Source organism: Acidovorax sp. A79 (genome assembly GCF_041154505.1).
In the GTDB taxonomy this organism is placed as follows: Bacteria; Pseudomonadota; Gammaproteobacteria; order Burkholderiales; family Burkholderiaceae_C; genus Acidovorax.
The window spans coordinates 4,418,332-4,443,738 of sequence record NZ_AP028672.1; the positions used below are offsets into that span (position 1 = coordinate 4,418,332).

At 66.4% G+C, this 25,407-nt stretch carries 25 protein-coding genes and 1 tRNA gene; 11 read left to right on the forward strand and 15 right to left on the reverse strand.

Annotated features, from left to right (window positions below; translation table 11 throughout):
• Positions 1 to 12: 12 nt before the first annotated feature.
• The 7 genes from clsB to ACAM51_RS20320 all read left to right on the forward strand — a co-directional run bounded on the left by clsB (position 13) and on the right by ACAM51_RS20320 (position 5,654).
• Positions 13 to 1,251: a cardiolipin synthase ClsB gene (gene clsB / locus ACAM51_RS20290; RefSeq protein ID WP_218293510.1), complete on the forward strand. Its 1,239-nt coding sequence runs from the start codon at positions 13 to 15 to the stop codon at positions 1,249 to 1,251.
• Between the two features lie 206 nt (positions 1,252 to 1,457).
• Entirely contained in the window at positions 1,458 to 2,186 is a 729-nt protein-coding gene (gene folE, locus ACAM51_RS20295; RefSeq protein ID WP_218293511.1) for a GTP cyclohydrolase I, read from the forward strand.
• A 2-nt stretch (positions 2,187 to 2,188) separates the two neighbouring features.
• Complete coding sequence (locus tag ACAM51_RS20300) at positions 2,189 to 2,611, forward strand: BLUF domain-containing protein (RefSeq protein ID WP_010461918.1); 423 nt, start codon at positions 2,189 to 2,191, stop codon at positions 2,609 to 2,611.
• 208 nt (positions 2,612 to 2,819) lie between these two features.
• Complete coding sequence (locus tag ACAM51_RS20305; protein WP_218293512.1) at positions 2,820 to 3,701, forward strand: DMT family transporter; 882 nt, start codon at positions 2,820 to 2,822, stop codon at positions 3,699 to 3,701.
• Positions 3,702 to 3,707: 6 nt separating this feature from the next.
• Positions 3,708 to 4,595 carry a DUF429 domain-containing protein gene (locus ACAM51_RS20310; RefSeq protein ID WP_218293513.1) on the forward strand — a complete coding sequence of 296 codons (888 nt, stop codon included), beginning with the start codon at positions 3,708 to 3,710 and terminating at the stop codon, positions 4,593 to 4,595.
• A 38-nt stretch (positions 4,596 to 4,633) separates the two neighbouring features.
• Positions 4,634 to 4,858, forward strand: a complete 225-nt coding sequence (locus tag ACAM51_RS20315; RefSeq protein WP_218293514.1) for a hypothetical protein — start codon at positions 4,634 to 4,636, stop codon at positions 4,856 to 4,858.
• Positions 4,859 to 4,982: 124 nt separating this feature from the next.
• On the forward strand, positions 4,983 to 5,654 hold the full coding sequence (locus ACAM51_RS20320; RefSeq protein ID WP_218341527.1) for a histidine phosphatase family protein: 672 nt from the start codon (positions 4,983 to 4,985) through the stop codon (positions 5,652 to 5,654).
• 62 nt (positions 5,655 to 5,716) lie between these two features.
• Here the strand turns inward: ACAM51_RS20320 and ACAM51_RS20325 are convergent, their stop codons facing one another.
• The 8 genes from ACAM51_RS20325 to ACAM51_RS20360 all read right to left on the reverse strand — a co-directional run bounded on the left by ACAM51_RS20325 (position 5,717) and on the right by ACAM51_RS20360 (position 14,883).
• Entirely contained in the window at positions 5,717 to 7,072 is a 1,356-nt protein-coding gene (locus ACAM51_RS20325) for a tetratricopeptide repeat protein (protein WP_369641679.1), read from the reverse strand.
• A 24-nt stretch (positions 7,073 to 7,096) separates the two neighbouring features.
• Positions 7,097 to 7,705: a hypothetical protein gene (locus tag ACAM51_RS20330; protein WP_218293517.1), complete on the reverse strand. Its 609-nt coding sequence runs from the start codon at positions 7,703 to 7,705 to the stop codon at positions 7,097 to 7,099.
• 132 nt (positions 7,706 to 7,837) lie between these two features.
• Positions 7,838 to 9,241 carry an amidase gene (locus ACAM51_RS20335; RefSeq protein WP_369641680.1) on the reverse strand — a complete coding sequence of 468 codons (1,404 nt, stop codon included), beginning with the start codon at positions 9,239 to 9,241 and terminating at the stop codon, positions 7,838 to 7,840.
• A gap of 261 nt (positions 9,242 to 9,502) precedes the next feature.
• Positions 9,503 to 10,993, reverse strand: coding sequence for an ABC transporter substrate-binding protein (locus ACAM51_RS20340; protein WP_369641681.1), 1,491 nt, complete (start codon positions 10,991 to 10,993; stop codon positions 9,503 to 9,505).
• Positions 10,994 to 11,096: 103 nt separating this feature from the next.
• On the reverse strand, positions 11,097 to 11,972 hold the full coding sequence (locus ACAM51_RS20345; protein ID WP_218293520.1) for an ATP-binding cassette domain-containing protein: 876 nt from the start codon (positions 11,970 to 11,972) through the stop codon (positions 11,097 to 11,099).
• A complete protein-coding gene (locus ACAM51_RS20350; RefSeq protein ID WP_369641682.1) occupies positions 11,969 to 13,006 on the reverse strand; it encodes an ABC transporter ATP-binding protein in 1,038 nt (345 codons plus the stop codon). The genes ACAM51_RS20345 and ACAM51_RS20350 overlap by 4 nt, the downstream gene beginning before the upstream one ends.
• A gap of 30 nt (positions 13,007 to 13,036) precedes the next feature.
• Positions 13,037 to 13,915 (reverse strand): ABC transporter permease, encoded by an 879-nt coding sequence (locus ACAM51_RS20355; RefSeq protein ID WP_218293522.1) that lies wholly within the window; start codon positions 13,913 to 13,915, stop codon positions 13,037 to 13,039.
• A 5-nt stretch (positions 13,916 to 13,920) separates the two neighbouring features.
• Positions 13,921 to 14,883, reverse strand: coding sequence for an ABC transporter permease (locus tag ACAM51_RS20360; RefSeq protein WP_218293523.1), 963 nt, complete (start codon positions 14,881 to 14,883; stop codon positions 13,921 to 13,923).
• A gap of 209 nt (positions 14,884 to 15,092) precedes the next feature.
• Between ACAM51_RS20360 and ACAM51_RS20365 the strand changes: the two genes are divergently transcribed.
• Positions 15,093 to 15,350, forward strand: a complete 258-nt coding sequence (locus ACAM51_RS20365; protein WP_218341523.1) for a YfhL family 4Fe-4S dicluster ferredoxin — start codon at positions 15,093 to 15,095, stop codon at positions 15,348 to 15,350.
• A gap of 107 nt (positions 15,351 to 15,457) precedes the next feature.
• Here the strand turns inward: ACAM51_RS20365 and pth are convergent, their stop codons facing one another.
• The 7 genes from pth to ACAM51_RS20400 form a co-directional block, all read right to left on the reverse strand.
• Positions 15,458 to 16,066 (reverse strand): aminoacyl-tRNA hydrolase, encoded by a 609-nt coding sequence (gene pth, locus ACAM51_RS20370; protein WP_218293525.1) that lies wholly within the window; start codon positions 16,064 to 16,066, stop codon positions 15,458 to 15,460.
• 218 nt (positions 16,067 to 16,284) lie between these two features.
• Positions 16,285 to 16,920: a 50S ribosomal protein L25/general stress protein Ctc gene (locus tag ACAM51_RS20375; RefSeq protein WP_218293526.1), complete on the reverse strand. Its 636-nt coding sequence runs from the start codon at positions 16,918 to 16,920 to the stop codon at positions 16,285 to 16,287.
• A 162-nt stretch (positions 16,921 to 17,082) separates the two neighbouring features.
• A complete protein-coding gene (locus tag ACAM51_RS20380) occupies positions 17,083 to 18,057 on the reverse strand; it encodes a ribose-phosphate pyrophosphokinase (protein ID WP_218293527.1) in 975 nt (324 codons plus the stop codon).
• Between the two features lie 47 nt (positions 18,058 to 18,104).
• A tRNA-Gln gene (locus ACAM51_RS20385) sits at positions 18,105 to 18,181 on the reverse strand.
• Between the two features lie 30 nt (positions 18,182 to 18,211).
• Positions 18,212 to 19,069 (reverse strand): 4-(cytidine 5'-diphospho)-2-C-methyl-D-erythritol kinase, encoded by an 858-nt coding sequence (ispE, locus tag ACAM51_RS20390; protein ID WP_369641683.1) that lies wholly within the window; start codon positions 19,067 to 19,069, stop codon positions 18,212 to 18,214.
• 33 nt (positions 19,070 to 19,102) lie between these two features.
• Complete coding sequence (locus ACAM51_RS20395) at positions 19,103 to 19,606, reverse strand: lipoprotein insertase outer membrane protein LolB (protein WP_218293529.1); 504 nt, start codon at positions 19,604 to 19,606, stop codon at positions 19,103 to 19,105.
• A gap of 32 nt (positions 19,607 to 19,638) precedes the next feature.
• A complete protein-coding gene (locus ACAM51_RS20400; protein ID WP_218341521.1) occupies positions 19,639 to 21,417 on the reverse strand; it encodes a tetratricopeptide repeat protein in 1,779 nt (592 codons plus the stop codon).
• Between the two features lie 29 nt (positions 21,418 to 21,446).
• Here ACAM51_RS20400 and mutM point away from each other — a divergent pair, with 29 nt between their 5' ends.
• The 3 genes from mutM to mutY all read left to right on the forward strand — a co-directional run bounded on the left by mutM (position 21,447) and on the right by mutY (position 25,401).
• Positions 21,447 to 22,262 (forward strand): bifunctional DNA-formamidopyrimidine glycosylase/DNA-(apurinic or apyrimidinic site) lyase, encoded by an 816-nt coding sequence (gene mutM / locus ACAM51_RS20405; RefSeq protein ID WP_369641684.1) that lies wholly within the window; start codon positions 21,447 to 21,449, stop codon positions 22,260 to 22,262.
• Positions 22,263 to 22,474: 212 nt separating this feature from the next.
• Positions 22,475 to 24,334 (forward strand): dynamin family protein, encoded by a 1,860-nt coding sequence (locus ACAM51_RS20410; protein WP_255591738.1) that lies wholly within the window; start codon positions 22,475 to 22,477, stop codon positions 24,332 to 24,334.
• The gene (gene mutY / locus ACAM51_RS20415) at positions 24,331 to 25,401 is read left to right on the forward strand and encodes an A/G-specific adenine glycosylase (RefSeq protein ID WP_369641685.1); all 1,071 of its coding nucleotides are present in this window, start codon (positions 24,331 to 24,333) and stop codon (positions 25,399 to 25,401) included. Before ACAM51_RS20410 ends, mutY begins: the two co-directional genes overlap by 4 nt.
• Positions 25,402 to 25,407 lie beyond the last annotated feature (6 nt).

Genomic DNA, 25,407 nt, shown 5'->3' on the forward strand with positions numbered 1-25,407 from the left:
CGGGCTTCCGAAATGAGAAGAAAGCCTTTCGCGCGGGCCCATGGGGCAGGATTTTCCGACGACCACCAGGTGCGCCTGCTGCAAGGGGCCGAGGAGCTTTTTCCCGCGCTGATCCAGGCCATGGACGCCGCCCTGTCGGACATCCAGTTCGAGACCTACATCTTCGACTTCACCGGCGCGGGCGCCGCCGTGGCTGAGGCCCTGATGCGCGCGGCGCAGCGCGGCGTGCGCACGCAGCTGGTGGTGGATGGCGTGGGCACGGGCGCCTTGCCCCACGGCTGGGCGCAGCGCCTGCAGGCGGCCGGCGTGCAGTACCGCGTGTATTCGCCGCTCGGCCCCCTGGGCCTGCTGCTGCCACACCGGTGGCGGCGGCTGCACCGCAAGCTGTGCGTGGTGGACGGCTGCATGCTGTTTTGCGGCGGCATCAACGTGCTGGACGACTTCCACGACCCCAACCACGGCGCGCTGGAGGCGCCGCGCTTTGACTTCGCGGTGCAGGCCACGGGCAGCCTGGTGGCATCGGCCAGCGAGACCATGGACCAGCTGTGGTGGCGCATGCAGGCGGTGCGCGACGCGCGCCAGCGCCGCCTGCCCGAGGCCCTGCAGGCCTTGCGCGCCGCCAGCGCGGCCAAGCATGCGCTGCAGGCCGCCGAGGCCGGCCCGCCCATGCGCGCCGCGCTGGTGCTGCGCGACAACGTGCGCAACCGCAGCCGCATCGAAAAGGCCTACCGCCGCGCCATCGGCGCCGCGCGGCACGAAGTCATCATCGCCAACGCCTATTTCATGCCCGGCGGCAAGCTGCGCCGCGCGCTGGTGATGGCGGCGCGCCGGGGCGTGCGGGTGCGCCTGCTGCTGCAGGGGCGCTACGAGTACTTCATGCAGTACCACGCGGCACGGCCCGTGTATGGCGCGCTGCTGGAGGCGGGGGTGGAGATCCACGAATACGCGCCCAGCTTCCTGCACGCCAAGGTGGCCGTGATCGACGCGATGGGCGACAGGCCCTGGGCCACGGTGGGCTCGTCCAACCTCGACCCCTTGAGCCTGCTGCTGGCGCGCGAGGCCAATGTGGTGGTGGAGGACGCCGCCTTTGCCACCGACCTGCGCCAGCGCCTGGTGCATGCGATGCAGCATGCCGGCCGGCGCATGGACCCGGCGCGCTACGCGGGCCGCCCGCTGCGCCAGCGCGTGCTGGACCGCATTGCCTTCGGCCTCATGCGGCTGGCGCTGTGGATCACCGGAAAAAGCTATTGAACCGCCCTGAGCGGCTGCGCCGCTTTCCCCCGGGGGACGCCACCCCGTGGCCCGGCAAAGCCGCTTCCACGGTGGCACTGGCGTGGGGCGGCGCCCTTGACAAGTATTGCTATGAATAGCATAGCTGCTGGCGCTTTACCATCAAGCGGTGGAGGCCCAAAACCTTTGAAATTTGCGGTGTGTCAATCGCTGTTACGATTCTGACCATGTCCAGCCAACCCGCCGCCGATATGACGTCCACCCCGCCGGATGATGAAGGCACGCCTGTCTCCGTCAAGATCCGAGAGCGCCTTGCCGCTGCCCGCAAGCGTTTTCATGCCAATGACAACATCGCCGAGTTCATCGAGCCCGGCGAGCTGGAGAAGCTGCTCGACGAGGTCGAGGTCAAGATGCAGGGCGTGCTCGACAGCATGGTGATCAACACCGAAGGCGACCACAACACCAACAACACCGCGCGCCGCGTGGCCAAGATGTACCTCAACGAGGTGTTCAAGGGCCGCTACGTGGCGCAGCCGGCCATCACGGAATTCCCGAACGCCGAGCACCTGAACGAGCTCATGATCGTGGGCCCCATCACCGTGCGCAGCGCCTGCAGCCACCATTTCTGTCCGGTGATCGGCAAGATCTGGATCGGCGTGATGCCCAACGAACACACCAACGTGATCGGCCTGTCCAAGTACGCGCGCCTGGTGGACTGGGTCATGGGCCGCCCGCAGATCCAGGAAGAGGCCGTGGTGCAGCTGGCCGACCTCATCATGGAAAAGACCCAGCCCGACGGCCTGGCCATCGTGATGGAGGCCAGCCACTTCTGCATGTCCTGGCGCGGCGTGCGCGAGATGGACAGCAAGATGATCAACTCCGTGATGCGTGGCGTGTTCCTCAAAGATTCGGCGCTGCGCCGCGAATTTCTGTCCCTCATCCCTGGAAGGAACTGACCATGCTCGTACGCCTGCTCTATGCCAGCCGCGCGGTGGACACTTCGCCCGCCGCCATCGAAGCCATCCTGACGCAGTCGCGCCAGCACAACCCGGGCTGCGGCATCACCGGGGTGCTGTGCTACGGCGGCGGCGTGTTCCTTCAGGCCATCGAAGGCGGGCGCTCCGCGGTGAGCGACCTGTACGGCCACATCCAGAAGGACCCGCGCCACAAGAACGTGGAGCTGCTGCACTACGAAGAAATCGCCGAACGCCGCTTCGGTGGCTGGACCATGGGGCAGGTGAACCTGTCCAAGATCAACCACTCCATCTTGCTCAAGTACTCGGAGAAGCCCGAGCTGGACCCCTATGCCGTGTCGGGCAAGGTGTCGTTCGCGCTGCTCGAAGAACTGATGGCCACGGCCTCCATCATCGGCAGAGCCTGAAAGGCGGGGTGTTTTGCTGCTGCGCGGCCACACCCCGGGCCTGCGGTACTCGCCGCACGGGAGTGGGGCTGCGTTCCTCCACCCAGGCTGAGACCGCTCGCTACGCAAGTCACCCCACTTTTTTCGCTGATGCTCTGGCCTCGTTGTTTCGGCCGCAGCCCACCCGGTTCTGCGGCTTTTTGCATTCAGGCCGCTCTTCTTCTCATCCGTGACCCTTACCGCCTTCGCCCTCATCATCCTTGCCGGCCTCATCCACGCGTGCTGGAACATCGTGGCCAAGAAGGCCGGGGGCGATTCGCGGTTCGCGTTCTTCACCTCGGTGATCATGATGGTCATCTGGGCGCCGTTGGGCTGGTACCTGGGGCGCGATGCCGTGCCGCTGTGGGGGGCCACGGAGTGGGCCTTCGTCGCGGCCAGCGGGCTGCTGCACGTGGGCTACTTCGTCATCCTGCTGCGCGGCTACAGCAAGGCCGATCTCACCGTCGTCTACCCGCTGGCGCGCGGTTCCGGGCCGCTGCTGTCGTCTCTGGTGGCGGTGACGGTCCTTGGCGAGCGCATCTCGGCGCTGGGCGTGGCCGGCATCGCCGGCGTGGTGGGCGGGGTGTTCCTGATCGCGGGCGGCCCGGGCCTGCTGCGCGCCGCGCACGACCCTGCCGCCCGGGCGCGCGTGCACAAGGGCATGCTCTACGGCCTGCTCACGGGCGCCTTCATCGCCAGCTACACCGTGGTGGATGGCTATGCGGTCAAGATCCTGCTGATGTCCCCCATCCTCGTGGACTACATGGGCAACTTCGTGCGCGTGGGCTTGCTCGCGCCCGTGGTGCTGCGCGACCTGCCCACGGCCCGTGCGCTGTGGCTGGCGCAGTGGCGCTTCGCGCTGCTGGTGGCGGCGGTGAGCCCCGTGGCCTACGTGCTGGTGCTGTACGCGATGCGCGAGGCGCCCATGTCCCACGTGGCGCCCGCGCGCGAGGTGTCCATGCTGTTCGCCGCGCTCATCGGCGGCCACCTGCTGGGCGAGGGCGACCGCGTGGCGCGCATTTTTGGCGCGCTGTGCATTGCCGCGGGTGTCACCGCCCTGGCGCTGGGGTAGGCCGTCATGGCGGAGCCCATCCGTCCCCTGCTGCTGGGCTGCGATTTCTCCAGCAGCCCCACGCGGCGCAAGCCCGTCGTGCTGGCGCTGGGCCAGCGCCAGGGCGCGCGGGTACAGCTCGCCGCGCTGGAGCGCTTTGACACGCTGGCCGCGCTGGGCGAGTGGCTCGCCCGGCCGGGCGATTGGGTGGGCGGCTTCGACCTGCCCTTCGGCCTGCCGCGCGAGCTGGTGCGGGCGCTGGGCTGGCCGGTGCAGTGGCGCGCCTGCATGCAGCACTACCGCGGCCTCAGCCGCGCGCAGATCCGCGACCAGTTCGCCGCGTTCTGCGACGCACGCCCCGTGGGCGGCAAGTTCGCGCACCGCGCCACCGACGGGCCCGCGGGCTCCAGCCCGTCGATGAAATGGGTGAACCCGCCCGTGGCCTACATGCTGCACGCGGGCCTGCCGCTGCTGCTGGACGCCGGTGTCCACCTGCCGGGCCTGCACGGCGGAGACCCGCGCCGCGTGGCGCTGGAAGCCTACCCGGGGCTGCTGGCGCGCGAAGTGCTGCAGCGGCGCAGCTACAAGAGCGACGACCGCGCCAAGCACACGCCCGACCGGCTCATTGCCCGCAAGGACCTCGTGAATGCGCTGGAGATGGGCCAGACCCGGCTGGGCCTGCGCCTGAAGCTCAGCCACGCGCAGCGCGATGTGCTGGTGGACGACGCGAGCGGCGACAGCCTGGACGCCGTGCTGTGCCTGCTGCAGGCCGCCTGGGCCCAGCAGCGCCATGCAGAGGGCGACGCGCTCTACGGCCTGCCGCCCGGGCTGGACCCGCTCGAAGGCTGGATCGTGACCGCCGATGCCGCCGATATTGCCGCTTTTCCGGGCATCGGTCCGGCGCACGGTGCGTAGCATGGGCGGAACCCACGCCTGATATCTTCACCACCCCCATGCCGGTTGTCGCCCGCTCCCTGCTTGCCCTCGCCCTGCTGGCACTGCTGATGCCGCCCGCACAGGCCGCCCCCGCGCCCTGGTACTACTGGCGTAGCATGGTGGATGGCGCACGCGTCTGCGCGCAAGCCTCGCCGGGCCATGGCTGGCAGCGCGACAGCGCCGCCTACGAAGGCCCTGGCTGCCAGCCGCGCCGCAAAGTGCTCATCGTGCCCATGCGGTGACGTGCCGCACGGTGGGTGGTGGACAGGCTGCTGTTATAAAAAACATAGCTATCAGCGCTTATTGCATAAGCGCTAGCAGTCAAAAGTGCTTGCAATCATGTGCATGCATTCGATAATGGCATGCATGACTGAATTGATTCTGATCCGCCACGGCGAGACCGACTGGAACCGCGAACTGCGCTTCCAGGGCCACGTGGATGTGCCCCTCAACGCCACCGGCCACGAACAGGCCCGCCGCCTCGCCGAACGCCTGGCCGCGGAACAGATCGTGGTGGACCACCTGGTCTGCAGCGACCTCATCCGCACGCAGCAGACCGCCACGCCCAGCCTGCAGGTGCTGTTCCCGGAACTGCGCATCGACACCCTCACCGACAGCAGCCTGCGCGAGCAGAGCTTCGGCGTGGTGGACGGCAAGCGCGTGGACGACATCAAGATCGAACACGCCGATGCCTGGACCCAGTGGCTGCGCTTCGAAGCCGACTACGGCATGCCCGGCGGCGAGACCACGCGCCAGTTCCACACCCGCGTGATGGACGCCGTGCGCCGCATCGCGCAGCAGTACCAGGGCCGCAAAGTCATGGTTGTGACCCACGGCGGCGTGCTCGACATGATCTGGCGCACCGCGCGCGGCACGGGCCTGGACGGCCCGCGCCAGAGCGACATCCCCAACGCCGGCCTGAACCGCGTGCGGGTGGATGGCGATGTGGTGGAGGTGCTGGACTGGGCCGATGTGCGGCATCTGGCGGACCTGCCGGCGCAGCCGGTGTATGACCAGACGAAGCTGCTGGTGAGATAGCCTGGCGGCAGGCACAGGGGAGGGCGGGCCGCGCCCGCGCCTGCTTCTATCGCCGGGCTCCGCTATCCCTGGTGTGGCAGCAGCAGCCCCAGGGCGCCATTGACCACCCCCACCTGCCGCGCGAGCCGCACCGACTCCAGCTGCGCATTGGCCATCGGCTGCAGTAGGTTCTGCACCGCCGCCCACTGCCCGTTGCGCTGCAGCGCATCCAGCCAGATCTGGTGGAACAAATCCCGCTGCGCGTGGCTGCCGCCGATCTCCAGCAGCCGTGGCAATGCCAGGCCCAGCTGCTCCGCCGCCGTGGCCCAGTCGCCTTGCGCATGCGCCAGCAGGCCGCGCGCGGCGGGCTCGCACACCTGCTTCCACACGGTGCGTTCATGTGCCTCGGTGCGCGTGGCGGCGTGGGCCTCGATGTTGCGCAGCAGCGTGCGTGCCGCCTCCGTGCGGCCCGCGCGGGCCAGGCCGTAAAGATACTGCAGGTCCAGGAACGGCAGCACATGGTCGGCCAGGCGCAGTGCCAGGTGGCCGGCCACGTCGGCCCAGCGGTGGCCCACATCCACGCCCGCCAGTTCCAGCCGCGCCAGCAGCGAGACGGCGTTGATCTGGTCCTGCGTGTATTCCTTGACCACGCCCCACACCTGGCTGTCGTACAGCGCCAGCACCTCGGCGTGCCGGTCCTGCTCCAGCAGGAAGAGTGCCTGGTGCCACCAGTTGTGCGTGACCATGAAGGAGTTGAGCCCCGTCCAGGTGTCGCTCACGCCGGCCATGAAGTCCGCGCCTTCGCCGATGCGCCCCTGTGTCAGCATCACGTGTGCGAGGGCATGGTGGGCCCAGGGTTCCTTGCGGCACAGGCGCACCGCATGGCGCGCGGCGGCTTCCGCTTCGGTGAGCCGGTGGCACTGCTCCCAGCCAAAGGCCAGCATGCCGTGCAGGTAGGGCACGTCGGCGGCAGCGGGCAGGGCCTGCAGCGCCAGGCGCAGCATGCCGGGTGAGTCGCCGCGGTTGAACAAGTGGTATTGGCCGAGCTTGAGGGAGGCCAGGTCGCGCGGGAACAGGCGGGCCTGCTCCTCGTGCAGCGCGATGGCGCGCGGCAGGTCGCCGTGAACCCAGGCGGCGACGGCGGCCACGAAGCGCTGTTCGCGCTCGCTCGCCGCAGGGGCATGGGCGAGCGCCCGGTCAATGAAGGGGCGCGCGTTGCCCGGGGCCTGCGCCGATTCGGCGAACATGTGCAGTGCCGCGCAGCAGGCCTGCACGATGGCGCTGGGGTCGCCGGCGGCCTGCAGCACGTTCACCGCGCGGGCCTCGCAGGCGATGAAGCCTTCCACGAAGTCATTCAACGCCGCCGCGCTGCCTGGCTCGCGCAGGGTGGCGGTGTTGCCCAGGCTGTCGGTCAGTGCGTGCGCGGCGGTGGATGGCATGGGGGCATTGTTGGGCGGCAGGGCTCAGCCGCCCTTGATCAGCGTCAGATAGGCCTTGCGTGTCTCGGCCGATACAGAGGCCACCAGCTGCTCATGCGGCGTCTGGTGGCGCGCCAGCATGCGGGCCGTGGCAACGGTCTTGGACTTGCAGAACCAGTGGCAGGTGTGCTGCATCAGGAACAGCTCCGCCGTCATCATGTAGGCCCGGTCCTTGGGCGACAGGTGGCTGGTGTTCTGCACCACATGGGTGATGCCGCGTGCATGGATCGCCAGGGCCCGCCGCATGTCGAAGGTGAACGCCGGCAGGATCTTCTCGGCGAAGGGGATGGCCATCGCGAGGCGGCTGACCCGCGCGTCGGCGTCGCTCACCTTGGCGAAGTCCGCGGCGAAGCGGCTGAACTGCTCGCTCAGCTGCTGTTCGGTGGTGCTCAGCAGGCTCCAGATCTGGCTGCGGCGCTCGTCGGTGCTTTCACCCAGGGCCCGCAGGTAGCCGTCTGTGAGCGCTTCCATCAGCTTTTCGATCTGGTAGTGGGCCAGATGGTTGCCCAGCAGCACGATGCGCTTGCGCTGCTCCTTGGCGTTGAGCATGAAGGTGCCGGTGGCGATGAGGATCGCCAGGATGAGGATGTCCATGCGGTGATTCGTTGAAGTGGTGCGTGTCGTGGTGGCCCGGGGCGCAGGCCAGCCCGGAGGGGGCGCCGCACGCGGGGCGTGCGTGTTGCCAACCCCTAGGTTACCAACATCCACCCCGCCGGGCCCTCGGGGTTAAGCCGCAGGCGGCAGCGGCCAGGCCTTTTGCGGCTCGCGGATCAGCTCGAACGCATGGGCCACCTGCAGCACGCCCAGGTCGTCGAAGCGCGCGCCGGCGATCTGCAGGCCGATGGGCAGGCCGCTGGCGGTGTAGCCGCAGTTGACCGAGGCCGCCGGCTGTTCGGACATGTTGAACGGCACGGTGAAGCCGATGTGCTCGAGCGGGCGCAGCGGGTCGTTGGTGGGCGAAGGCAGTTCGGCCTGGAAGGCGGGCATCGGCGCCACGGGCGAGATCACATAGTCGAACGCGCTGCAGGCCTTGACCGTATTCACGCGCGTGAGGTGGAACTGGTGGCTGGCATTGAAGACCTCGGTGCCGCTCATGCTGGCGGCGCTGTCGGCCCAGGTGCGGATATAGGGCAGCACCTTGTCGCGCTGCTGCGCGGGCAGGGCCTTCAGGTCGATGTGGGAGCGCATGCGCCAGAAGTGGTCCATGCCGTCGAGCATGGCCTGGGTCATGAAGGGCATCATGGGCACGATGGTGGCGCCAGCGGCCTCCATCAGGCGGGCTGCGCGTTCCACGGCGGCCTTCACTTCGGGTTCCACCGGCAGGCCGCAGCCCGCGTCCAGCAGCAGGCCGATGCGCAGGCCGCGCAGGCGCTCCACGCCCTTGTTGAACTGGCTCCAGGCGATGTCCTGCGCTGGCAGGCTCATGCTGTCGCGCGCGTCCGGCTGGCTGAGTACCTGCATCATCAGCGCGGCGTCGGCCACCGTGCGGGTCATGGGGCCGGCGGCACGGCCGGTGTAGGGCGGGTCGATCGGGATGCGGCCCAGGCTGGGCTTCAGGCTGAAGATGCCGCACCAGCTGGCGGGCAGGCGCAGCGAGCCGCCGATGTCGGTGCCGATGTGCAGCGGCCCGTAGCCCGCCGCAGCGGCGGCACCGCCACCGGCGCTGGAGCCGCCCGGGCCCTTGCTCACGTCCCAGGGGTTGCGCGACAGTGGGTGGAAGGTCGACAGGCCCGAGGACAGCATGCCGTAGTCGGGCATGGTGGTCTTGGCCACGATGACGGCACCGGCCTCGCGCATGCGGGCGGCGGGCGGCGCATCGGCGGTGGCGGGCACGAGTTCGACAGCGGCGGTGCCCAGGGGGGTCGGGTCGCCTTGCGTCGAGATGTTTTCCTTGATGGTGCTGGGCACGCCGTCGAGCGCGCCCTTGGGCTCGCCACGCAGCCAGCGCGCTTCCGATTCGCGGGCCTGCGCCAGGGCGGCCTCGGGCCGCAGCAGGTAGGTCGCCTGTATGTGGGGCTCCCAGCGCCCGATGTGGGCCAGCACGGCCTGCGTGACCTCGACGGGCGAGAGGCGGCGCGCGCGGTAGGCGGCCAGGAGGTCGTGGGCGGGCAGGTCGTGCAGGGCGGTCATGGTAGAGAGATTTTTGATAAAAAAGGCTGATAACGCTTATGGATAAAGCGCTAGCAGCTATTGTTTCAGGAGCTATCTGCTCCCGAGCGTTTCAGCTATTCATTGCTCGGCGCGCCACCCACAGCCTCTGAAAAGGGCACGGCCCAGGCGCGGGCAGCCGAGCAAGGGCCGCCCCGCAGCGAGGGCTGCGTCCCCCTGCCCACATCGCGCAGCGATGTGAGAGCGGGGGGAAGGCCCGCAGGGCCTCTGGGGGGTGTCTCATCAACTCCAGGACAGCGTGGAGATGTCGTTCACGAACACGGGCATGTCTTTCCACAGGCCCTTGAGGTTCTTGTTGGCCACCGTGATCCACTGGTTGGAGTACAGGAACGCGTGCACCGCATCGTTGGCCAGCAGGCGCTGCGCGTCGCCCAGCAGGCGTGCGCGGTCCGCGGGGCGCGGGGCGTTCTTGATCTGGTTGAACAGCTCGTTGAACTTGGGCGAGTTGTAGGCCCAGTAGTAGTCGGGCTTGGCGAAGTTGCCCAGGTCGAACGGTTCCACGTGCGAGATGATGGTCAGGTCGTAGTTCTTGCTGCCGTAGGTGCCGGACAGCCACTGCGCCCATTCCACGTTCTGGATCTTGGCGATGATGCCGACCTTGGCTAGCTGGGCGGCGACCACCTCGCCGCCCTGGCGGGCGTAGGGCGTGGGCGGCAGCGTCAGGGTCAGCTCCAGCGGTGTCTTGATGCCGGCCTCGGCCAGCAGCTTCTTGGCCTTCTCGGGGTCGTAGGGGTTCACGCCCGTGGTGTCCACGTAGCCGAACGCGCCGGGCACGTAGTGGCTGCCAATGGGCGCGCCATAGCCGTCGCCCGCACCTTCGATCACGGCCTTGCGGTCCACGGCGGCGGCGATGGCGCGGCGCACGCGCACGTCGTCCAGCGGCTTCTTGCCGTTGTTGATCGCCAGGATGGTCTTGGCGCGCGAGCCGCTCACCACCACCTGGAACTTGGGGTTGCCCTTGAACTGCGGCACGCTACGGGGCGTGACGCGCGGGAACGCATCCACGTCGCCGGCCAGCAGGGCGGCCACCTGGGCGGCGGGGTCGGAGATGAAGCGGAACGTGGCGCGCTTGATCTTGAGCGCCTTGGCATCGCGAAAGCCCTCCCAGGCCGTCAGCACCACGGAGGAACCCTTGTTCCAGGCCTGCAGCTGGTAGGGGCCGGTGCCCACGGGCTTGTTCGCGTTGGTGTCGGCGCTCTTGGGCTCCACGATGATGGAGGTGGCCTGGCCCAGCACGAACAGCAGGTCGGGGTCGATGTCCTTGTTGAGCAGCACGACGGTGTAGTCGTCCACCACCTGGGTGGTCAGGCCCGCAAAGGTGCGCTTGTCCTTGTTGGTGCTCTTTTCGCCGCCAGCGCGGTCGTAGGAGAACTTCACGGCGGCGGCATTGAAGGGCTCACCATTCTGGAACTTCACGCCCCGGCGCAGCTTGAAGGTGTAGGTCTTGAGGTCGGGTGAGACCTCCCAGCTCTCGGCCAACAGGGGCGAGACGCTGCCATCGGCGTTGATCTTGGTGAGAGTCTCGAAGATGTTGTACTGCACGATCTCGGCAATGGCCGAGGCGGCACCGGCTGTGGGGTCCAGGCCTGGTGGCTCCAGCGTCATCGCGAGCGTCACCGCATCTTTGCGGCCTTGCGCCAGGGCGCCAAGCGGGGTGGACAAGGGCACTGCGGCAATGGCGCCAGTGGCTAGGACGGTACGGCGGTTCAGCATGTTCGGACTCTCCAGACAAAAAAACCAGACGAAAGCCCCGGTGTCATTTCAATTTGTTACCGGGGAGCACAAAAGCTTTTTACACCATCGCGTGCGCATTTGGTTATGCGGTTTTTGCGGTGGCCGTGGCAGCGGCCGCCGCGGCGCGGCGTGCGCGCGCCCGGCCGGGCTGCACCTGCGGCACGGCGCCCACCAGCGACTGGGTGTAGGGGTGCTGCGCGTTGCGGAACAGTTCAGCCGGCGAGCCGCGTTCGACGATGCGGCCCTGGTACAGCACCACGACTTCATCGCACAGATGGTTGACCACCGCCAGGTCGTGGCTGATGAGCATGTACGTGATGCCGAACTCCTGCTGCAGGTCCTGCATGAGGTTCAGCACCTGGGCCTGCACGGACACGTCGAGCGCGCTCACGGGCTCGTCGGCGACGATGAGGCGCGGGCGCGTGATGAGCGCGCGCGCGATGGCGATGCGCTGGCGCTGCCCGCCCGAGAATTCATGCGGGTACTTGGAGAGGTCGTTGGTGCGCAGGCCCACCTGGGCCAGCACTTGGCCGGCCTGCTCGCGCTGGGCGGCGCGGCTGGTTTCACCCTGGGCCTGCAGGGGCTCGGTCACGATGCGCTCCACCGTCTGGCGCGGATCGAGCGAGCCGTAGGGGTCCTGGAAGACCATCTGGAAGTCGCGCCGCGCGTGGCGCAGCTGCTCTGCGGGCAACTGGTGCAGGTTGCGGCCCTGCAGCTCGACGGTGCCGGAGGTCGGCGTGTCCAGCGCCATCACCAGGCGGGCCAGGGTGGATTTGCCCGAGCCCGATTCGCCGACGATGCCCAGGCTGCGGCCTGCAGCCACCGAAAAGCTCACGCCGTTGAGTGCATGCACCTTCCCCGGGGGCTGGAACAGATGTTCCCGCGGCAGCGTGTATTCACGCACCAGGTCTTTCACCTGCAGCAGGGGGGCGTTGGAAAGGGACGCCAGGGGGGTCATGCGGTCACCTCGACAATGTTCACCGCCTGGGCACTCTGGGCCTCGGCGATGGCTTCGCGGCGCAGGCAGCGCACCGCGTGGTCGCCATCGGCATCGGTGGCCACCAGCGTGGCTTCGGGCCGATCGTGGTGGCAGGCATCCACGGTGTAGCTGCAGCGCCCGGCGAAAGGGCAGCCGGCCGGCAGGTCCACGAGTTCCGGCACGGTGCCGGGGATGGTGGACAGGCGCGGGCGCTGGCCAGGTGCATGCACGGCGCCCAGATGGGGCCGTGCCGCGAACAGTCCGCGTGTGTAGGGGTGGGCCATGGCGGAGAAGACCGAAGCGGTGGAGCCGCTCTCGACCACGCTGCCGCCATACATCACCATCATGCGGTCCACGTTCTGCGAGATCACGCCGAGGTCGTGCGAGATGAGGATCAGCGCCATGTTGCGCTCGGCCACGAGGTCGCTGATGAGGTCCAGGATCTGTTGCTGGATGGTCACGTCCAGCGCGGTGGTGGGCTCGTCGGCAATCAGCAGGTCGGGCCCGCAGGCCAAGGCCATCGCAATCGTGATGCGCTGGCGCTGGCCGCCCGAGAACTGGTGGGGGTAGGCATCGAAGCGCTGCGCGGCGTGGGGGATGCCCACGCGGTCGAGCAGCGCCAGGGCCTCCGCGCGCGCGGCCGAAGCGCTCATGCCACGGTGCAGACGCAAGGGCTCGGCCACCTGGCGGCCAATGGTGTGCACGGGGTTCAGGGCTGTCATGGGCTCCTGGAACACCATGCCGATGCGGTTGCCGCGCATCTTGCACATCTGCGCATCGGTGCGGCCCACCAGCTCCTGGCCATCAAAGCGGATGCTGCCCGTGACCTGCGCGCTGTCGGGCAGCAGGCCCATGAGCGACATGGCGGTGATGGACTTGCCGCAGCCCGACTCGCCGATCAGGCCCAGGGTTTCTCCGCGCGCCAGCGAAAAGCTCACGCCGCGCACGGCGTCGGCGGGGCCTCGGTGGGTCTGCAGGCGGATGCGGAGGTTGGAGACTTCTAACAGAGACATCGTGGGATTCTGGTGGTCTGCTTGGCGGGATCAGCGCTTGCGTGAAAGGCGGGGGTCCAGCAGGTCGCGCAGGCCATCGCCCAGCAGGTTCAGGCCCAGCACGGCCAGCGCGATGGCAACGCCGGGCCACACGGCCAGCAGCGGCGCCTGGAACATCAGGGTCTGTGCCTCGCTGAGCATGCGGCCCCACGAAGGCTGGGGTGGCTGCGTGCCCAGGCCCAGGTAGGAGAGGGCGGCTTCCGCCAGGATGGCGATGGCGAACTGGATGGTGGCCTGCACGATGAGCACCGACAGGATGTTGGGCAGCACATGCTCGAGGGTGATGCGCCAGCCGCCCTTGCCGCAGGCGCGCGAGGCCATGATGTATTCGCGCGACCACACGGCGTTGGCCGAGGCGCGCGTGACGCGCGCGAAGGTGGGGATGTTGAAGATGCCGATGGCGATGATGGAATTGACGATGCCCGCCCCGAACACCGCCGTCATCATGATGGCCGAGAGGATGGCGGGGAACGCGAACGTGAAGTCCGCCAGCCGCATGATCAGTTCTTCCACCCAGCCGCGCTTGGCGGCGGCCAGCAGGCCCAGGGCCGTGCCGATGGTCAGGCCGATGCCCACGGCGATCACGCCCACCAGGATGGAGTTGCGCGCGCCCACCAGCAGCAGCGAGGCTACGTCGCGGCCAAAGGCATCGGTGCCCAGCCAGTGGGTGCCGGATGGACTCGCCAGCTTGTTGGCCAAGTCCATCTCGTAGGGCGACCAGGGCGTCCAGACGAAGGAGAGCAGCGCAGCAAGGATCAGCAGCGCTGACAGCACAGCACCAATGACAAAACTGCGGTGGCGCAGGGCGCGGTGCAGCCAGCCGGGGGCGGAGGGCGTGGAAGAGGAGGGGGTGGACACGGCGGCGCTCATGGGAATCAGATGTCGGAAGCCTTCACGCGGGGGTCGATCACGGCGTAGAGGATGTCCACCACGAAGTTCACGATCACCACCATGGCCGCGAGCAGCATCACGCAGTTGCGCACCACGATCAGGTCGCGGTTGGAAATCGACTGGAAGATCAGGCGCCCCAGGCCTGGCAGGTAGAACACGTTCTCCACCACGATGGTGCCGGCCAGCAGGTTGGCGAACTGCAGGCCCATGACGGTGACCACGGGGATCATGGCGTTGCGCAGCACGTGGCCCCAGAGCGCGGCGCGCTGCGACAGGCCCTTGGCGCGCGCGGTGCGCACGAAGTCCTCGCGCAGCACCTCCAGCACGGCCGAGCGCGTGATGCGCGCGAGGATGGCCGCCTGCACCACGGCCAGCGCGATGGCGGGCAGCAGCAGCGCCTTGAGGGCTTCCAGCGGGCCGCCGCCGGCGTCCTCCGTCCAGCCGGGGAAGCCGCCGGCGGAAAACCATTGCAGCTTCACGGAGAACAGCAGGATCAGCAGGATGGCGAACCAGAAGTTGGGTATGGCGATGCCGATCTGCGCCAGCCCCATCACGCCCACGTCGCCGAGCTTGTTGTGGCGCGCGGCGGCGTAGACACCCGCCGCGAGCGCCAGCACCGTGGTGATGACCATGGCCATGAGGGCCAGCGGCACGGTCAGGGCCAGGCGCTCCAGCACCAGATCGAGAACCGGGGAGCTGTAGGCATAGCTGTCGCCCATGTTGCCCACCACCAGGCCGCTGACCCAGTTCCAGTAGCGCAGGCCGGCGGGCTGATCCAGCCCCAGCTTGGCCGCCAGCGCGGCCACGGCATCGGGAGAGGCGTCGGGGCCCATCAGGATCTGGGCGGCGTTGCCCGGCAGGATCTCTAGCACCAGGAACACCACGACCGAAGCACCGATCAGCGTGGCCAGGAGGGTGATGAATCGTTTGAGGAAAAACAGGCCCATGGGAGGGTGGCGTCAGGAAAAAGGAGGAAGGCGCGAGTGCGTCAAATTAATGTGTATACACAGCATAACGGTAAAAACATCCCCGTCGGCGGTGGTGGGTTGCAGTGTCGCATGCAAGGCACATGCCACCATCGCGGGATAATACGGAGCATGAACTGCGCTGCGTACCTTCTGGCCCCTGCTTCCGGCTCCATGCCCAGGGAGGCCGCATGGCGCTGATGATCACCGACGAGTGCATCAACTGCGATGTCTGCGAGCCCGAATGCCCCAACCAGGCGATCTACCTGGGGCAGGAGATCTACGAGATCGACCCGAGCAAATGCACTGAATGCGTGGGGCACTTCGATGAGCCCCAGTGTGTGCAAGTCTGCCCCGTCGCGTGCATCCCCGTGAACCCGCAGCACGTGGAGAACCGGGAAACCCTGTGGCAGAAATTCCAGCGGCTGCAGGCTGCGCCGTCGGCCTGATTTCAAGCCTTGGAGGCGGTAAGCGCTTGTGTATCAAGCGCAGGATGCTATGAAATAAATAGCAATGACTGCCATGCCCTGTGGGCAGGGCCACGCCGCCGGGGGGGTCAGTCTTCCGCGGGACGGGGTGGCTTGGGGCGTGGCGGCTTGGTGGTGTGGATGAGCAAGGTGGCCTTGTCCATCTCCCCCGCCAGCATGGCCGGGTAGGCCTTCAGGGAATGGGCGATGCTGTCCTCGATCAGCGTGCGCTGGTCGGGCGAGGGTTTCTTGAGCACCCAGTTGGCGACTTCACTTTTCACGCCCGGATGGCCGATGCCCACGCGCAGGCGCCAGTAGTCGGGCGAGCCCAGCTGGCCGTGGATGTCGCGCAGCCCGTTGTGCCCGGCATGGCTTCCGCCGCGCTTGAGCTTGACCTGCCCGGGCGGAATGTCCAGTTCGTCATGCACCACCAGGATTTCTTCGGGCTGGATCTTGAAGAAGCGCGCCAGCGAAGCGACGGACTTGCCCGAGAGGTTCATGAAGGTCTGCGGCTCCAGCAGCCACACGCTCTGTCCATGCACCGTGGTGCGCGCGACCAGCCCGTGGTAGCTGCGCTCGGGCACCAGCGTGGCCTTGAGCTCGCGCGCCAGGGCATCGATCCACCAGAAACCGGCGTTGTGGCGGGTGGCCTCGTAGTCTGGCCCGGGGTTTCCAAGGCCTACAAACAGCTTGATCATGGGCGGGATTATCCGTGTGCGGCGGTGGTGCGAACTGCAAGGGGTGCGGAGCGGCTCCGCCGGGGAAGGGGGGCTTGCCCGGCAGCGGGACGGTGCCCGCCAGGCCGCGTCTTCCAATGAAAACGGCCCACGCAGGGTGGGCCGTTTCTGTGGCCAGCGTCGCCGGAGCGCGCTGGCCTTGGGGAAGAAGCAAAGGGTCGTCCGTGAAGGACGGCTGATTACTTCTTGCCCTTGCCCTTGCCCTTGGCGTCGGCCGCGGGGGCTGCTTCGGCAGGGGTCTCGACGACCACGACTGGAGGCACCACGGACACCAGAACGGGGTTGTTGTTCTGGCCACCACGGACCTTGGCCACCACGCCCTTGGGCAGCTTGATGTCCTTCAGGTGCAGGGATGCGCCCTTTTCCAGCTTGGACAGGTCCACAGCGATGAACTCTGGCAGGTCCGAAGGCATGCAGGTCACGTCCAGTTCGTTCACGATCGGGTTGACCATGCACTTGTCGACCTTGACGGCGTTGGACTCTTCAGCGCCGCTGTAGTGCAGTGGCACCTTCATGTGCAGCTTGGTCTTTTCGTCCACGCGCTGGAAGTCGATGTGCAGCACGAGCTGCTTGTAGGGGTGGTATTGCACGTCGCGCAGCAGGACCTTGGAGGTCGTGCCGGCCACTTCCATGTCCAGCACGCTGGAGTGGAAAGCTTCCTTCTTGAGGGCGTGCCACAGTGCGTTGTGGTCCACCTCGATGAGTTGGGGTTCGGTGGTGCCACCGTAGACGATGCCAGGCGTCTTGCCCGAATTGCGCAGACGGCGGCTCGCACCCGTACCTTGCTTGGCGCGCTCAAAAGCGACGAAGTTCATAACTAGCTCCTGAAAAGGACAGACCGCGACCAGTCTTGCCCTGTTGAAAAAAGCCTGCGGTGCCATTCCTGGCGGCAGGCCCATGCAATGCCCTCGAACAGGCAAGCCTCCCGAAGGAGGCCTGCACGCAATCCGGTCCGCAACGCTCCCGTGGGAAGCGCGTCAGAACAGGTTGTCCTGGTCCGAGAACAGACTCATCACCGACTCACCCTTGGCAATGCGCTGTATCGTCTCTGCGATCAGCGGTGCCACGGAGAGCTGGCGAATCTTGGTGCATCCCCGGGCGTTGTCGCTCAAGGGGATGGTGTTGGTCACCACCACTTCGTCGAGGGCGGAACCCTTGGCGATGCGTTCGATGGCAGGACCCGAAAAAATGGGGTGCGTGCAGTAGGCGTACACCTTCTTGGCGCCACGCTCCTTGAGCACTTCGGCCGCCTTCACCAGCGTACCGGCGGTATCGATCATGTCGTCCATGATCACGCAGTTGCGGCCTTCGATCTCGCCGATCACGTGCATGACTTCCGACACGTTGGCCTTGGGGCGGCGCTTGTCGATGATGGCCAGGTCGCAGTTGAGCTGCTTGGCGAGCGCACGCGCCCGCACGACGCCACCCACGTCGGGCGAAACCACGATCAGGTCTTCGTAGTTCTTCTGGCGCAGGTCACCCAGCAGCACGGGCGACGCGTAGATGTTGTCCACGGGGATATCGAAGAAACCCTGGATCTGGTCGGCATGCAGGTCCATGGTCAGAACCCGGGCAACGCCCACAGCCTGCAGCATGTTGGCCACCACCTTGGCGGTGATCGGCACGCGCGTGGAACGCGGGCGGCGATCCTGGCGGGCATAGCCGAAGTAGGGGATCACGGCGCTGATCCGCTCTGCCGACGCGCGCTTGAGCGCATCGACCATGATCAGCAGTTCCATCAGGTTTTCGTTGGTCGGCGCGCAGGTGGACTGCACCACGAAAACATCCCGTGCACGCACGTTCTGTTTGATTTCTACGGTGACTTCGCCGTCGGAGAAGCGACCCACGTCGGCTGCACCGAGGGTGGTGCCGAGGTGTTGGGCGATTTCAGCTGCCATGCCAGGATTGGCATTGCCGGTGAAAACCATGAAGTCGGGGTGGTTGGCTTGCATGAGCGTCCCAGCAGTCTGAAAAAAAAGCCCGTACGCGAAAAGAAATTTGGCAGGGGAAGAAGGATTCGAACCTTCGCATGCCGGAATCAAAATCCGGTGCCTTAACCAGCTTGGCGACTCCCCTACACAGGTCAACTGCCGAAGGCAGCGAACCTTAATTCTCGTCTGATGCCCAGCCTGCCAGAGGATGGATCATCAGATTTTCACATGCCTTGATCTGCCAGCCCTCGGGGGCACGGTCCAAATCAACTGCGTGTGACATTTGTGCAAACACCGCACTGCCTGAGCCTGTCATCCGGCCTTGCAACCCTCGCGACCTGAGCCATTCAATGGCTTCGGTGACTTCGGGACAGAGCGCTTGGGCAACGGGCTGCAAGTCGTTTCGACCGAAGTCAAAGTGTGCTGCAGCAAAGCCTAAGATTGTAGCACTATCTGAATCGCGTTTCAAACTTGGTGACGAAAAAATTGATTTTGTCTCCAAGCCTGCTGCGGGCTTCACGATGGCAAAGCGCGCTGGCGGCAGTTGGTGTGCTTTCTCAAGCGGCGTGATTGTCTCACCAATTCCTTCGACCCAGGCGTTGTGGCCGCGTAAAAAAAATGGAATGTCGGCACCCAGCGTCAATCCGATCTTTTCGAGTGCCGTGCGCGGCAGGTCCAGGCCCCACACCCGATTGAGGGCCAGCAAGGTGGTTGCGGCATCCGACGAGCCGCCGCCCATGCCCGCTTGCGAAGGCACGCTCTTCAAGACGCCGATGCGCGCGCCCTGGCGGCAGCCCGTGGCCTGCTGCAGGGCACGCGCCGCCTTGATGGTGAGGTCTATCTCCGGCAATGCGGGACCGATGTCTTCACGCGTGATCTCGCCTGACGCGCAGCGCTCGAAATGGAGCGTGTCGCACCAGTCGACCAGCATGAAGACCGACTGCAGCAGGTGGTAGCCGTCCGGGCGTCGGCCTGTGACGTGCAGAAAAAGGTTGAGCTTGGCCGGGGCCGGCACGTCATACAGGGCTTGCATGGCAACAAACGGTGCGCGAGGAGGGGATGCGGGCTAGCGGGTCAGGGCGATGCGCAAGGTGGCCTGTGGCACGGGGTCGTCCCGGTGCGCGACCAGCCGCCCCTGCTCCAGGGCGGAGAGGTCCGCTCTCCAGCCTGGCACCGTGGCTTGCACGCCCTTGAGCCAGCCAAACAGGGCCGCGACGGGGATGCGCGTGCCGGTCACATCCTGCAGCAGTGCATCCAGCGAATCGGAGGTGCGGGTCTCCTGCGCGCTGACGAGCTGCGCGTGCCCATCCTTCCAGTCCAGCTGCGCGATGCGGCTGCCCAGGGGGCTTATCAATGCAAGCCCCCCGCTCTGGGCATTGCCGCGCAGCTCGAACATGGCGGAAAACGACTGCGATGCCTGCCCATCGACTTGCAGGGCCAGGCGACCGCTCCATGCGTCTTCTTCAGGAGCGGTTTTTTGCATCGGCTGCGCACAACCGGCCAGCCACAACGCGCAGGCAAGCCATGCGAGCAACACGGCGAAACGCCGCAGACCTGCAAGGCCGACCATGGGGTGCAGCGGTGTCGTTTGCCAGCCCCGCATCAAAGGCTGACTCCGAGGCGCGCCAGTGTTTCCTTGAGGGTCTCGTTGTCGGGGCTCGCGCGCTGGCCTTCCTTCCAGACCCTGACGGCCGCTTCCCTGTCTCCCAGACTCCAGAGCACCTCGCCAAGGTGCGCGGCGATTTCCACGTCCGGACGCGCCTTGTACGCGGTTTCCAGGTGCCGCCGCGCTTCCGCCTTGTTCCCCATCCGGAATTCCACCCAGCCCAGGCTGTCCGTGATGAAGGGGTCCGACGGAGCGAACTCCATGGCCTTGAGAATCAGCTGCTTGGCTTCGTCCAGGCGCAAGCCTCGCTCCGCCAGGGAGTAGCCGAGCGCGTTGTACGCATGATGGTATTGGGGCTTTTGCGCGATGACCTGTCTCAGCAGCCGTTCCATCGTCTCGGGTTGGCCCGCTTTCTCCGCCAGCATGGCCTGGTCGTAGACCAGCTCCGCGTCATCGGGCGCCAGCGCCACGAGATCGCTCTGGACCGCGTAGGCCTCCCGGTACAGTCGCAGGTCGCGCAGCAATTGCACTTCGGCCAGCAGCTTCATCCGCTTGTCTTCGGCCGACGTACCGGGCAGGTTGCGCAGCAGCGCGCGCGCCTGGGCCACCTTGCCCTGGCGCGCCAGCAGGGATGCGCGGCGGCTTTGCGCGCTGAAGACTTCATCGACGTTGTCGATGCGTCCCAGCCATGCCTCGGCGGCCGCGAAATCCTGCTTCTTCTCTGCGATTTGCGCGTACAGCAAGTAGGCTTGCGTCAACCCCTTCTGGCGTACGTCCGCATCCGGAGAGGCCGACACAAGTTCCATGAAGCGCTGCAGCGAACTCTCCGACGCGGGCAGGCGGTTGTCCTGGAATTGCAAGGTGGCGAGCACCAGCCATGCTTCCACCAGTTCCGGCTTGTCCCTGGTGACAAATTCCAGCTGATGGCTGGCGTCCGGATAGCGCTGCAAGCCCAGAAGCACCCGGGCATACGCCATCCTGAGCTCGGGGACCGGCTGCTTGGCGAGTGCCTGTGTCACCAAGGGTTCGGCCTCGGGGGTGTTCTCTTCCATCAGCTCGAGCGCCAGCACGGCGGCAGCCTCGTTGGCGTTGTCCAGGGCCTGTGCCCTGCGCGCAGCGTCCAGCGCTCCCGGCTTGTCGCCAGCCGCCATGCGCAGGCGCCCCAGGGACACCCAGGCCACCGGTCCGGTGGCGGGGTGCGCGAGTTCGTCGACAAGGGCCGCTTCCACCACCTTGGCCGCCAGTGCCTTGTCACTCGCGCGTCCGTACATCTGGGGCAGTGCGGAAAGCGTGGACGCCTTGGCGCGGGGCGGGGACTGGGCAAGCTCCTGGCGCAGCAGATCGGGGGTTTCGCCAATCCGGTTCAGCGCAACCAGAATCTGGAGTACATAGCGGTTGGCTTCCCGTGACTGCGGCAGTGCTTCCTTCCACGCCTTGGCGGCTGCCAGCGCGTACTCGCCCGAGCGCGACTGCAGTGCGATGTCCGCTGCCCTCTGGTAAAGCTGTCCATCCGCGCTGCGGCGTGCCGCCTCGAGCATGAACGCGTAGCCGGCACCCGGGTCACCGGTCCGCGCACTGATCTCGCCCAGAAAAATCTCGTAAAACAATTCCGCATCCAGCGCCGGATTGGATGCCACGGGGGCTTCGCCGGTGGCGGGAGGGGCGTCGCCCCCCGGCTGTTGCGCCCATGCTGAGTGGGCAGCTACCGCGATAACGGTAGTCAATGCGGCGATCCGAAAACTGTGAAATGGCACCATCGGGTCATAATAATCCATGCCTGTTAACCCATTGCCGGGGTCTTCGTATGCCTGAGTTGCCCGAGGTGGAAGTGACGCGCCGCAGTTTGGCCGATGCCATCACTGGCGCCCGCATCGAGGCCGTCACACTGGGAAAACCCCTGCGCTGGCCCCTGGGTTGCCCCCCTCAGACCCTGATAGGCCAGCACGTGGTGGACCTGCGCCGTCGCGGCAAGTACCTGCTGGCCGATACCAGCAGCGGGGTCCTGCTCCTGCACCTCGGGATGTCCGGAAGCCTTCGGTTCACCCGAGGGTTGCCTGCGGCGGGCGTCCATGATCACTTCGACATGGTGACCAGCCAGGGAACGCTGCGGCTGCATGATCCCCGCCGGTTCGGTGCGGTGGTTTACGCCACGGGGGAGGAGGATCCGGTCGCTGCCAAGTTGCTCGGGGGATTGGGCATGGAGCCTCTGTCCGAAGCGTTTTCTCTCGCGGCCTTCCAGTCGGGGCTGAAAAAGAGCCAGATGCCCATCAAGCAGTTGCTCCTGGCCGGCCGGCTTGTGGTGGGGGTTGGCAACATCTATGCCTCGGAAGTGCTTTTCCTGGCCGGCATCCGGCCGACCACGAGTGCTTCGCGCATTGGGCCCGCACGGGTGCGGAAACTGCATGAAGCCATTCGCGTGGTGCTTGCGCGGGCGGTGGAGCTGGGGGGCAGCACATTGCGCGACTTTTCCAATGCGGATGGCACCGCGGGGCACTTTCAGACCCAGGCAAATGTCTATGGGCGCGATGGAGCGCCGTGCCACGTGTGCGCCACTCCGATACGCGTTCTGCGCCAAGGACAGCGGAGCAGCTATTTTTGCCCGGCATGCCAGCGGCCCTGAGGCGAGCGGGGGCGCGGCCTGGCCCAAATGACAGCCCGTGGGCCGTCGATGCTATATTTTGTGTATATGCCTGCCTTGTAGGCCATACATAGATCTCTGGGAGCACAGTGGGACCTTCATTCAACGAGCAGTTCGACCAGCACGGCGTCTGGCGGCGTGAGTTCGCCCAGCAACTCAAGCGGCTGGCCGAGTGGATGTCTTCGCACGAGCTCATGGACGCTGCCGTGCAGGAACGGCTGCACCGTCTGGAGGAGCAGGTTCGCAGCGACAAGGTCATGGTGGCGTTCGTTGCCGAGTTCTCGCGCGGCAAATCCGAGTTGATCAACGCGATCTTCTTTGCCGACTATGGACGCCGCATCATGCCTGCGAGTGCGGGGCGCACCACCATGTGCCCCACGGAACTCGGCTACGACGCCAGCGTGGCGCCCAGCCTTCGGTTGCTGCCGATTGAAACCCGCCTACAGATGCAGAGCCTGGCCGAGTGGAGGGTCAAAACGGATCGCTGGCAGGAGATTCCTCTGGACGTCGGCAACGCAGACCAGATTGCCAAGGCGCTCGAGAAAGTCGCCGAAGTGCGCAAGGTCAGCCTGGACAACGCGCGCGCACTGGGCTTCTGGCACGATGACCTGACCGATGAGAACCCCGTGCCCGACGCCCAGGGGCTCGTGGAAGTGCCCATGTGGCGCCACGCCATCATCAATATTCCGCACCCCTTGCTCAAGCAGGGGCTGGTGATCCTCGATACCCCAGGGCTGAACGCCGTGGGCGCGGAGCCCGAACTCACGGTCAATCTCATCCCGCAGGCACATGCGGTCGTTTTCATCCTGAGTGCCGACACCGGCGTGACCCGTTCCGACCTGTCCATCTGGCGCGAGCATCTGGCCATTTCAGCGGACAGCATGGATGCCCGGCTGGTGGTGTTGAACAAGATCGATACGCTGTGGGACACGCTCAACTCGGCCGAACAGGTGCAGGCGCAGATGGAGCGCCAGTGCAGCACTTCCGCGGAAATGCTGGGGGTTCCCCTGGAGAGGGTGGTCCCGGTGTCCGCGCAGAAAGGCCTGGTCGCCAAGATCACCGCCGACGATCTGCTGCTGGAAACCAGCGGACTGCCGGTGTTGGAAGAGGCTCTGGCCAAGGGCATCATGGGCCGGCGTCAGTCGATTCTGCGGGCGGCGGTGGCCAATGGCGTCGCCAGCCTGCGCACTGAAACCTCCCGCGTCATCAATATCCGGCGCCGCGATCTCGACGACCAGATGGCCGAGTTGCGCAGCCTCCGTGGCAAGAACGCATCGGTGATCGAATCGATGCGCCACCGCGTCGAGCAGGAGCAGCGCGAATTCGACCTGAGCACGACCAAGATACAGGCGGTGCGCGCTGTTCACCTCAAGCTTCTCCGTGACGTGTTCCAGCAACTGGGCGCCAAGGCGCTCAAGGCGGAACTCTCTGAACTGGCGCAGACGCTGCAACAGAAGGGGCTCAAGCTGGGGGTCAAGAAAATTTATGTCCAGACCTTCGACAAACTGCGCGGCACACTGGACAAGGCACAGGCATCGGGCACCGAGATCCAGGCCATGCTGGGTGGAACGTTCAGGCAACTCAATGCCGAGTTCGGTTTTTCCCTTCAAGTGCCTTCAGCCCCCCAGCTGGAGCATTTCACGCACGATCTGAACCAGATCGAACAAAGCCATCTGCAGTACCTCGGCATGGGCAATGCGCTGAAGCTGGCACAGCCCGAGTTCGCGGAACGCCTGGTGCGGGCCTTGGCCATGCGGCTGCGTACCGTGTACGAGTCCGCAGCGAACGATCTGGAACTGTGGAGCAAATCCGCCACCGCCCAGCTGGATGCCCAATTGCGTGAACGTCGCCGCAGTTTTGCGCGCCGCATCGAAGCCGTCGATCGCATACAGCATGCGGCCAGTGGCTTGGTGGAGCGCATCGCGGAAATAGAGTCGAGCGAGGACGAGCTGGTTCAGCTGGAGCACAGGCTGCAGGAACTGACCGCGAAGCTCATTGCCCTGCCGGGACTGGAATCCGCGACCACCGACAGCAGCCATCCTGTCTCGGCATGAGCGCCACGGAGCACGGGAGCGTGGCGGAGCGCGTGGTCGCATGGCAGTCGACGCACGGGCGCAACCATCTGCCCTGGCAGCAAACACGTGATCCGTATAGGGTCTGGCTGTCGGAAATCATGCTGCAGCAAACCCAGGTTGCCACGGTTCTCGACTACTACGCGCGCTTTCTTGCGCGTTTCCCCGATGTGAGGGCGCTGGCCCAGGCCGGGCAGGACGAAGTGATGGGGCTGTGGAGCGGGCTGGGCTACTACACCCGTGCCCGCAACCTGCATCGCTGCGCCCAGCAGGTGGTCGCCGAACATGGGGGCGTATTTCCCGACACTGCCGCAGTGCTGGCGACTTTGCCGGGGATTGGCCGGTCCACGGCGGGAGCGATCGCAGCCTTCTGTTTTTCTGAGCGAGTCCCCATTCTGGATGCCAATGTCCGCAGGGTGCTCACGCGCCTGCTCGGGTTCGACAAGGATCTGGCGTCGGCAGGAAATGAACGTCTGTTGTGGGAGGAGGCGCAGGCACTGCTCCCCAGGAAAAATCTGCATGCTGCCATGCCCCGCTACACGCAGGGGCTCATGGATCTGGGCGCCTCGGTCTGTACTCCAAAAATGCCGCGCTGCGGGCAGTGCCCCCTGGCAAGCGGCTGCGCAGCGTCCAGGGCCGGCGACGCGGAGCGTTATCCCGTCAAGACGCGCAGGCTGGTGCGCCGTTCAGAATCCTGGCAACTGCTCGTGCTTCGAAATCCCGGGGGCCGGGTTTGGTTGCAGCGTCGTCCGGCGGCTGGCATCTGGGCGGGAATGCACTGCGTTCCGGTATTTGCCGACGGTGCCTCTCTCATGGGCTGTGTCGCGTCTTTGGGCGATGCGTCCCGCATTTCCTGCAATGAGCTGCAGCCGTTTCTTCACGTGCTGACGCACAGGGATCTGCATCTTCATCCCGTTCTGGTCGCGGGGGACATTGCAGAGCGTCCCACGGAAGACGGCGGGTGGTTTGGTGCCGACGAATGGCACTCCATCGGCCTGCCGGCGCCTATCCGCAAGCTGCTTGATTCGACGCAGGCGCAGCTTTGGTGATGGGGG

What these genes read in the sequence shown, in the direction of transcription:
- clsB (WP_218293510.1), top strand. Translation starts at nt 13, where the DNA reads ATGAGAAGAAAGCCTTTCGCGCGGGCCCATGGGGCAGGATTTTCCGAC.
- folE (WP_218293511.1), top strand. Translation starts at nt 1,458, where the DNA reads ATGTCCAGCCAACCCGCCGCCGATATGACGTCCACCCCGCCGGATGAT.
- ACAM51_RS20300 (WP_010461918.1), top strand. Translation starts at nt 2,189, where the DNA reads ATGCTCGTACGCCTGCTCTATGCCAGCCGCGCGGTGGACACTTCGCCC.
- ACAM51_RS20310 (WP_218293513.1), top strand. Translation starts at nt 3,708, where the DNA reads ATGGCGGAGCCCATCCGTCCCCTGCTGCTGGGCTGCGATTTCTCCAGC.
- ACAM51_RS20315 (WP_218293514.1), top strand. Translation starts at nt 4,634, where the DNA reads ATGCCGGTTGTCGCCCGCTCCCTGCTTGCCCTCGCCCTGCTGGCACTG.
- ACAM51_RS20320 (WP_218341527.1), top strand. Translation starts at nt 4,983, where the DNA reads ATGACTGAATTGATTCTGATCCGCCACGGCGAGACCGACTGGAACCGC.
- ACAM51_RS20325 (WP_369641679.1), bottom strand. Translation starts at nt 7,072, where the DNA reads ATGCCATCCACCGCCGCGCACGCACTGACCGACAGCCTGGGCAACACC.
- ACAM51_RS20330 (WP_218293517.1), bottom strand. Translation starts at nt 7,705, where the DNA reads ATGGACATCCTCATCCTGGCGATCCTCATCGCCACCGGCACCTTCATG.
- ACAM51_RS20335 (WP_369641680.1), bottom strand. Translation starts at nt 9,241, where the DNA reads ATGACCGCCCTGCACGACCTGCCCGCCCACGACCTCCTGGCCGCCTAC.
- ACAM51_RS20340 (WP_369641681.1), bottom strand. Translation starts at nt 10,993, where the DNA reads ATGCTGAACCGCCGTACCGTCCTAGCCACTGGCGCCATTGCCGCAGTG.
- ACAM51_RS20345 (WP_218293520.1), bottom strand. Translation starts at nt 11,972, where the DNA reads ATGACCCCCCTGGCGTCCCTTTCCAACGCCCCCCTGCTGCAGGTGAAA.
- ACAM51_RS20350 (WP_369641682.1), bottom strand. Translation starts at nt 13,006, where the DNA reads ATGTCTCTGTTAGAAGTCTCCAACCTCCGCATCCGCCTGCAGACCCAC.
- ACAM51_RS20355 (WP_218293522.1), bottom strand. Translation starts at nt 13,915, where the DNA reads ATGAGCGCCGCCGTGTCCACCCCCTCCTCTTCCACGCCCTCCGCCCCC.
- ACAM51_RS20360 (WP_218293523.1), bottom strand. Translation starts at nt 14,883, where the DNA reads ATGGGCCTGTTTTTCCTCAAACGATTCATCACCCTCCTGGCCACGCTG.
- ACAM51_RS20365 (WP_218341523.1), top strand. Translation starts at nt 15,093, where the DNA reads ATGGCGCTGATGATCACCGACGAGTGCATCAACTGCGATGTCTGCGAG.
- pth (WP_218293525.1), bottom strand. Translation starts at nt 16,066, where the DNA reads ATGATCAAGCTGTTTGTAGGCCTTGGAAACCCCGGGCCAGACTACGAG.
- ACAM51_RS20375 (WP_218293526.1), bottom strand. Translation starts at nt 16,920, where the DNA reads ATGAACTTCGTCGCTTTTGAGCGCGCCAAGCAAGGTACGGGTGCGAGC.
- ACAM51_RS20380 (WP_218293527.1), bottom strand. Translation starts at nt 18,057, where the DNA reads ATGCAAGCCAACCACCCCGACTTCATGGTTTTCACCGGCAATGCCAAT.
- ispE (WP_369641683.1), bottom strand. Translation starts at nt 19,069, where the DNA reads ATGCAAGCCCTGTATGACGTGCCGGCCCCGGCCAAGCTCAACCTTTTT.
- ACAM51_RS20395 (WP_218293529.1), bottom strand. Translation starts at nt 19,606, where the DNA reads ATGGTCGGCCTTGCAGGTCTGCGGCGTTTCGCCGTGTTGCTCGCATGG.
- ACAM51_RS20400 (WP_218341521.1), bottom strand. Translation starts at nt 21,417, where the DNA reads ATGGATTATTATGACCCGATGGTGCCATTTCACAGTTTTCGGATCGCC.
- mutM (WP_369641684.1), top strand. Translation starts at nt 21,447, where the DNA reads ATGCCTGAGTTGCCCGAGGTGGAAGTGACGCGCCGCAGTTTGGCCGAT.
- ACAM51_RS20410 (WP_255591738.1), top strand. Translation starts at nt 22,475, where the DNA reads ATGGACGCTGCCGTGCAGGAACGGCTGCACCGTCTGGAGGAGCAGGTT.
- mutY (WP_369641685.1), top strand. Translation starts at nt 24,331, where the DNA reads ATGAGCGCCACGGAGCACGGGAGCGTGGCGGAGCGCGTGGTCGCATGG.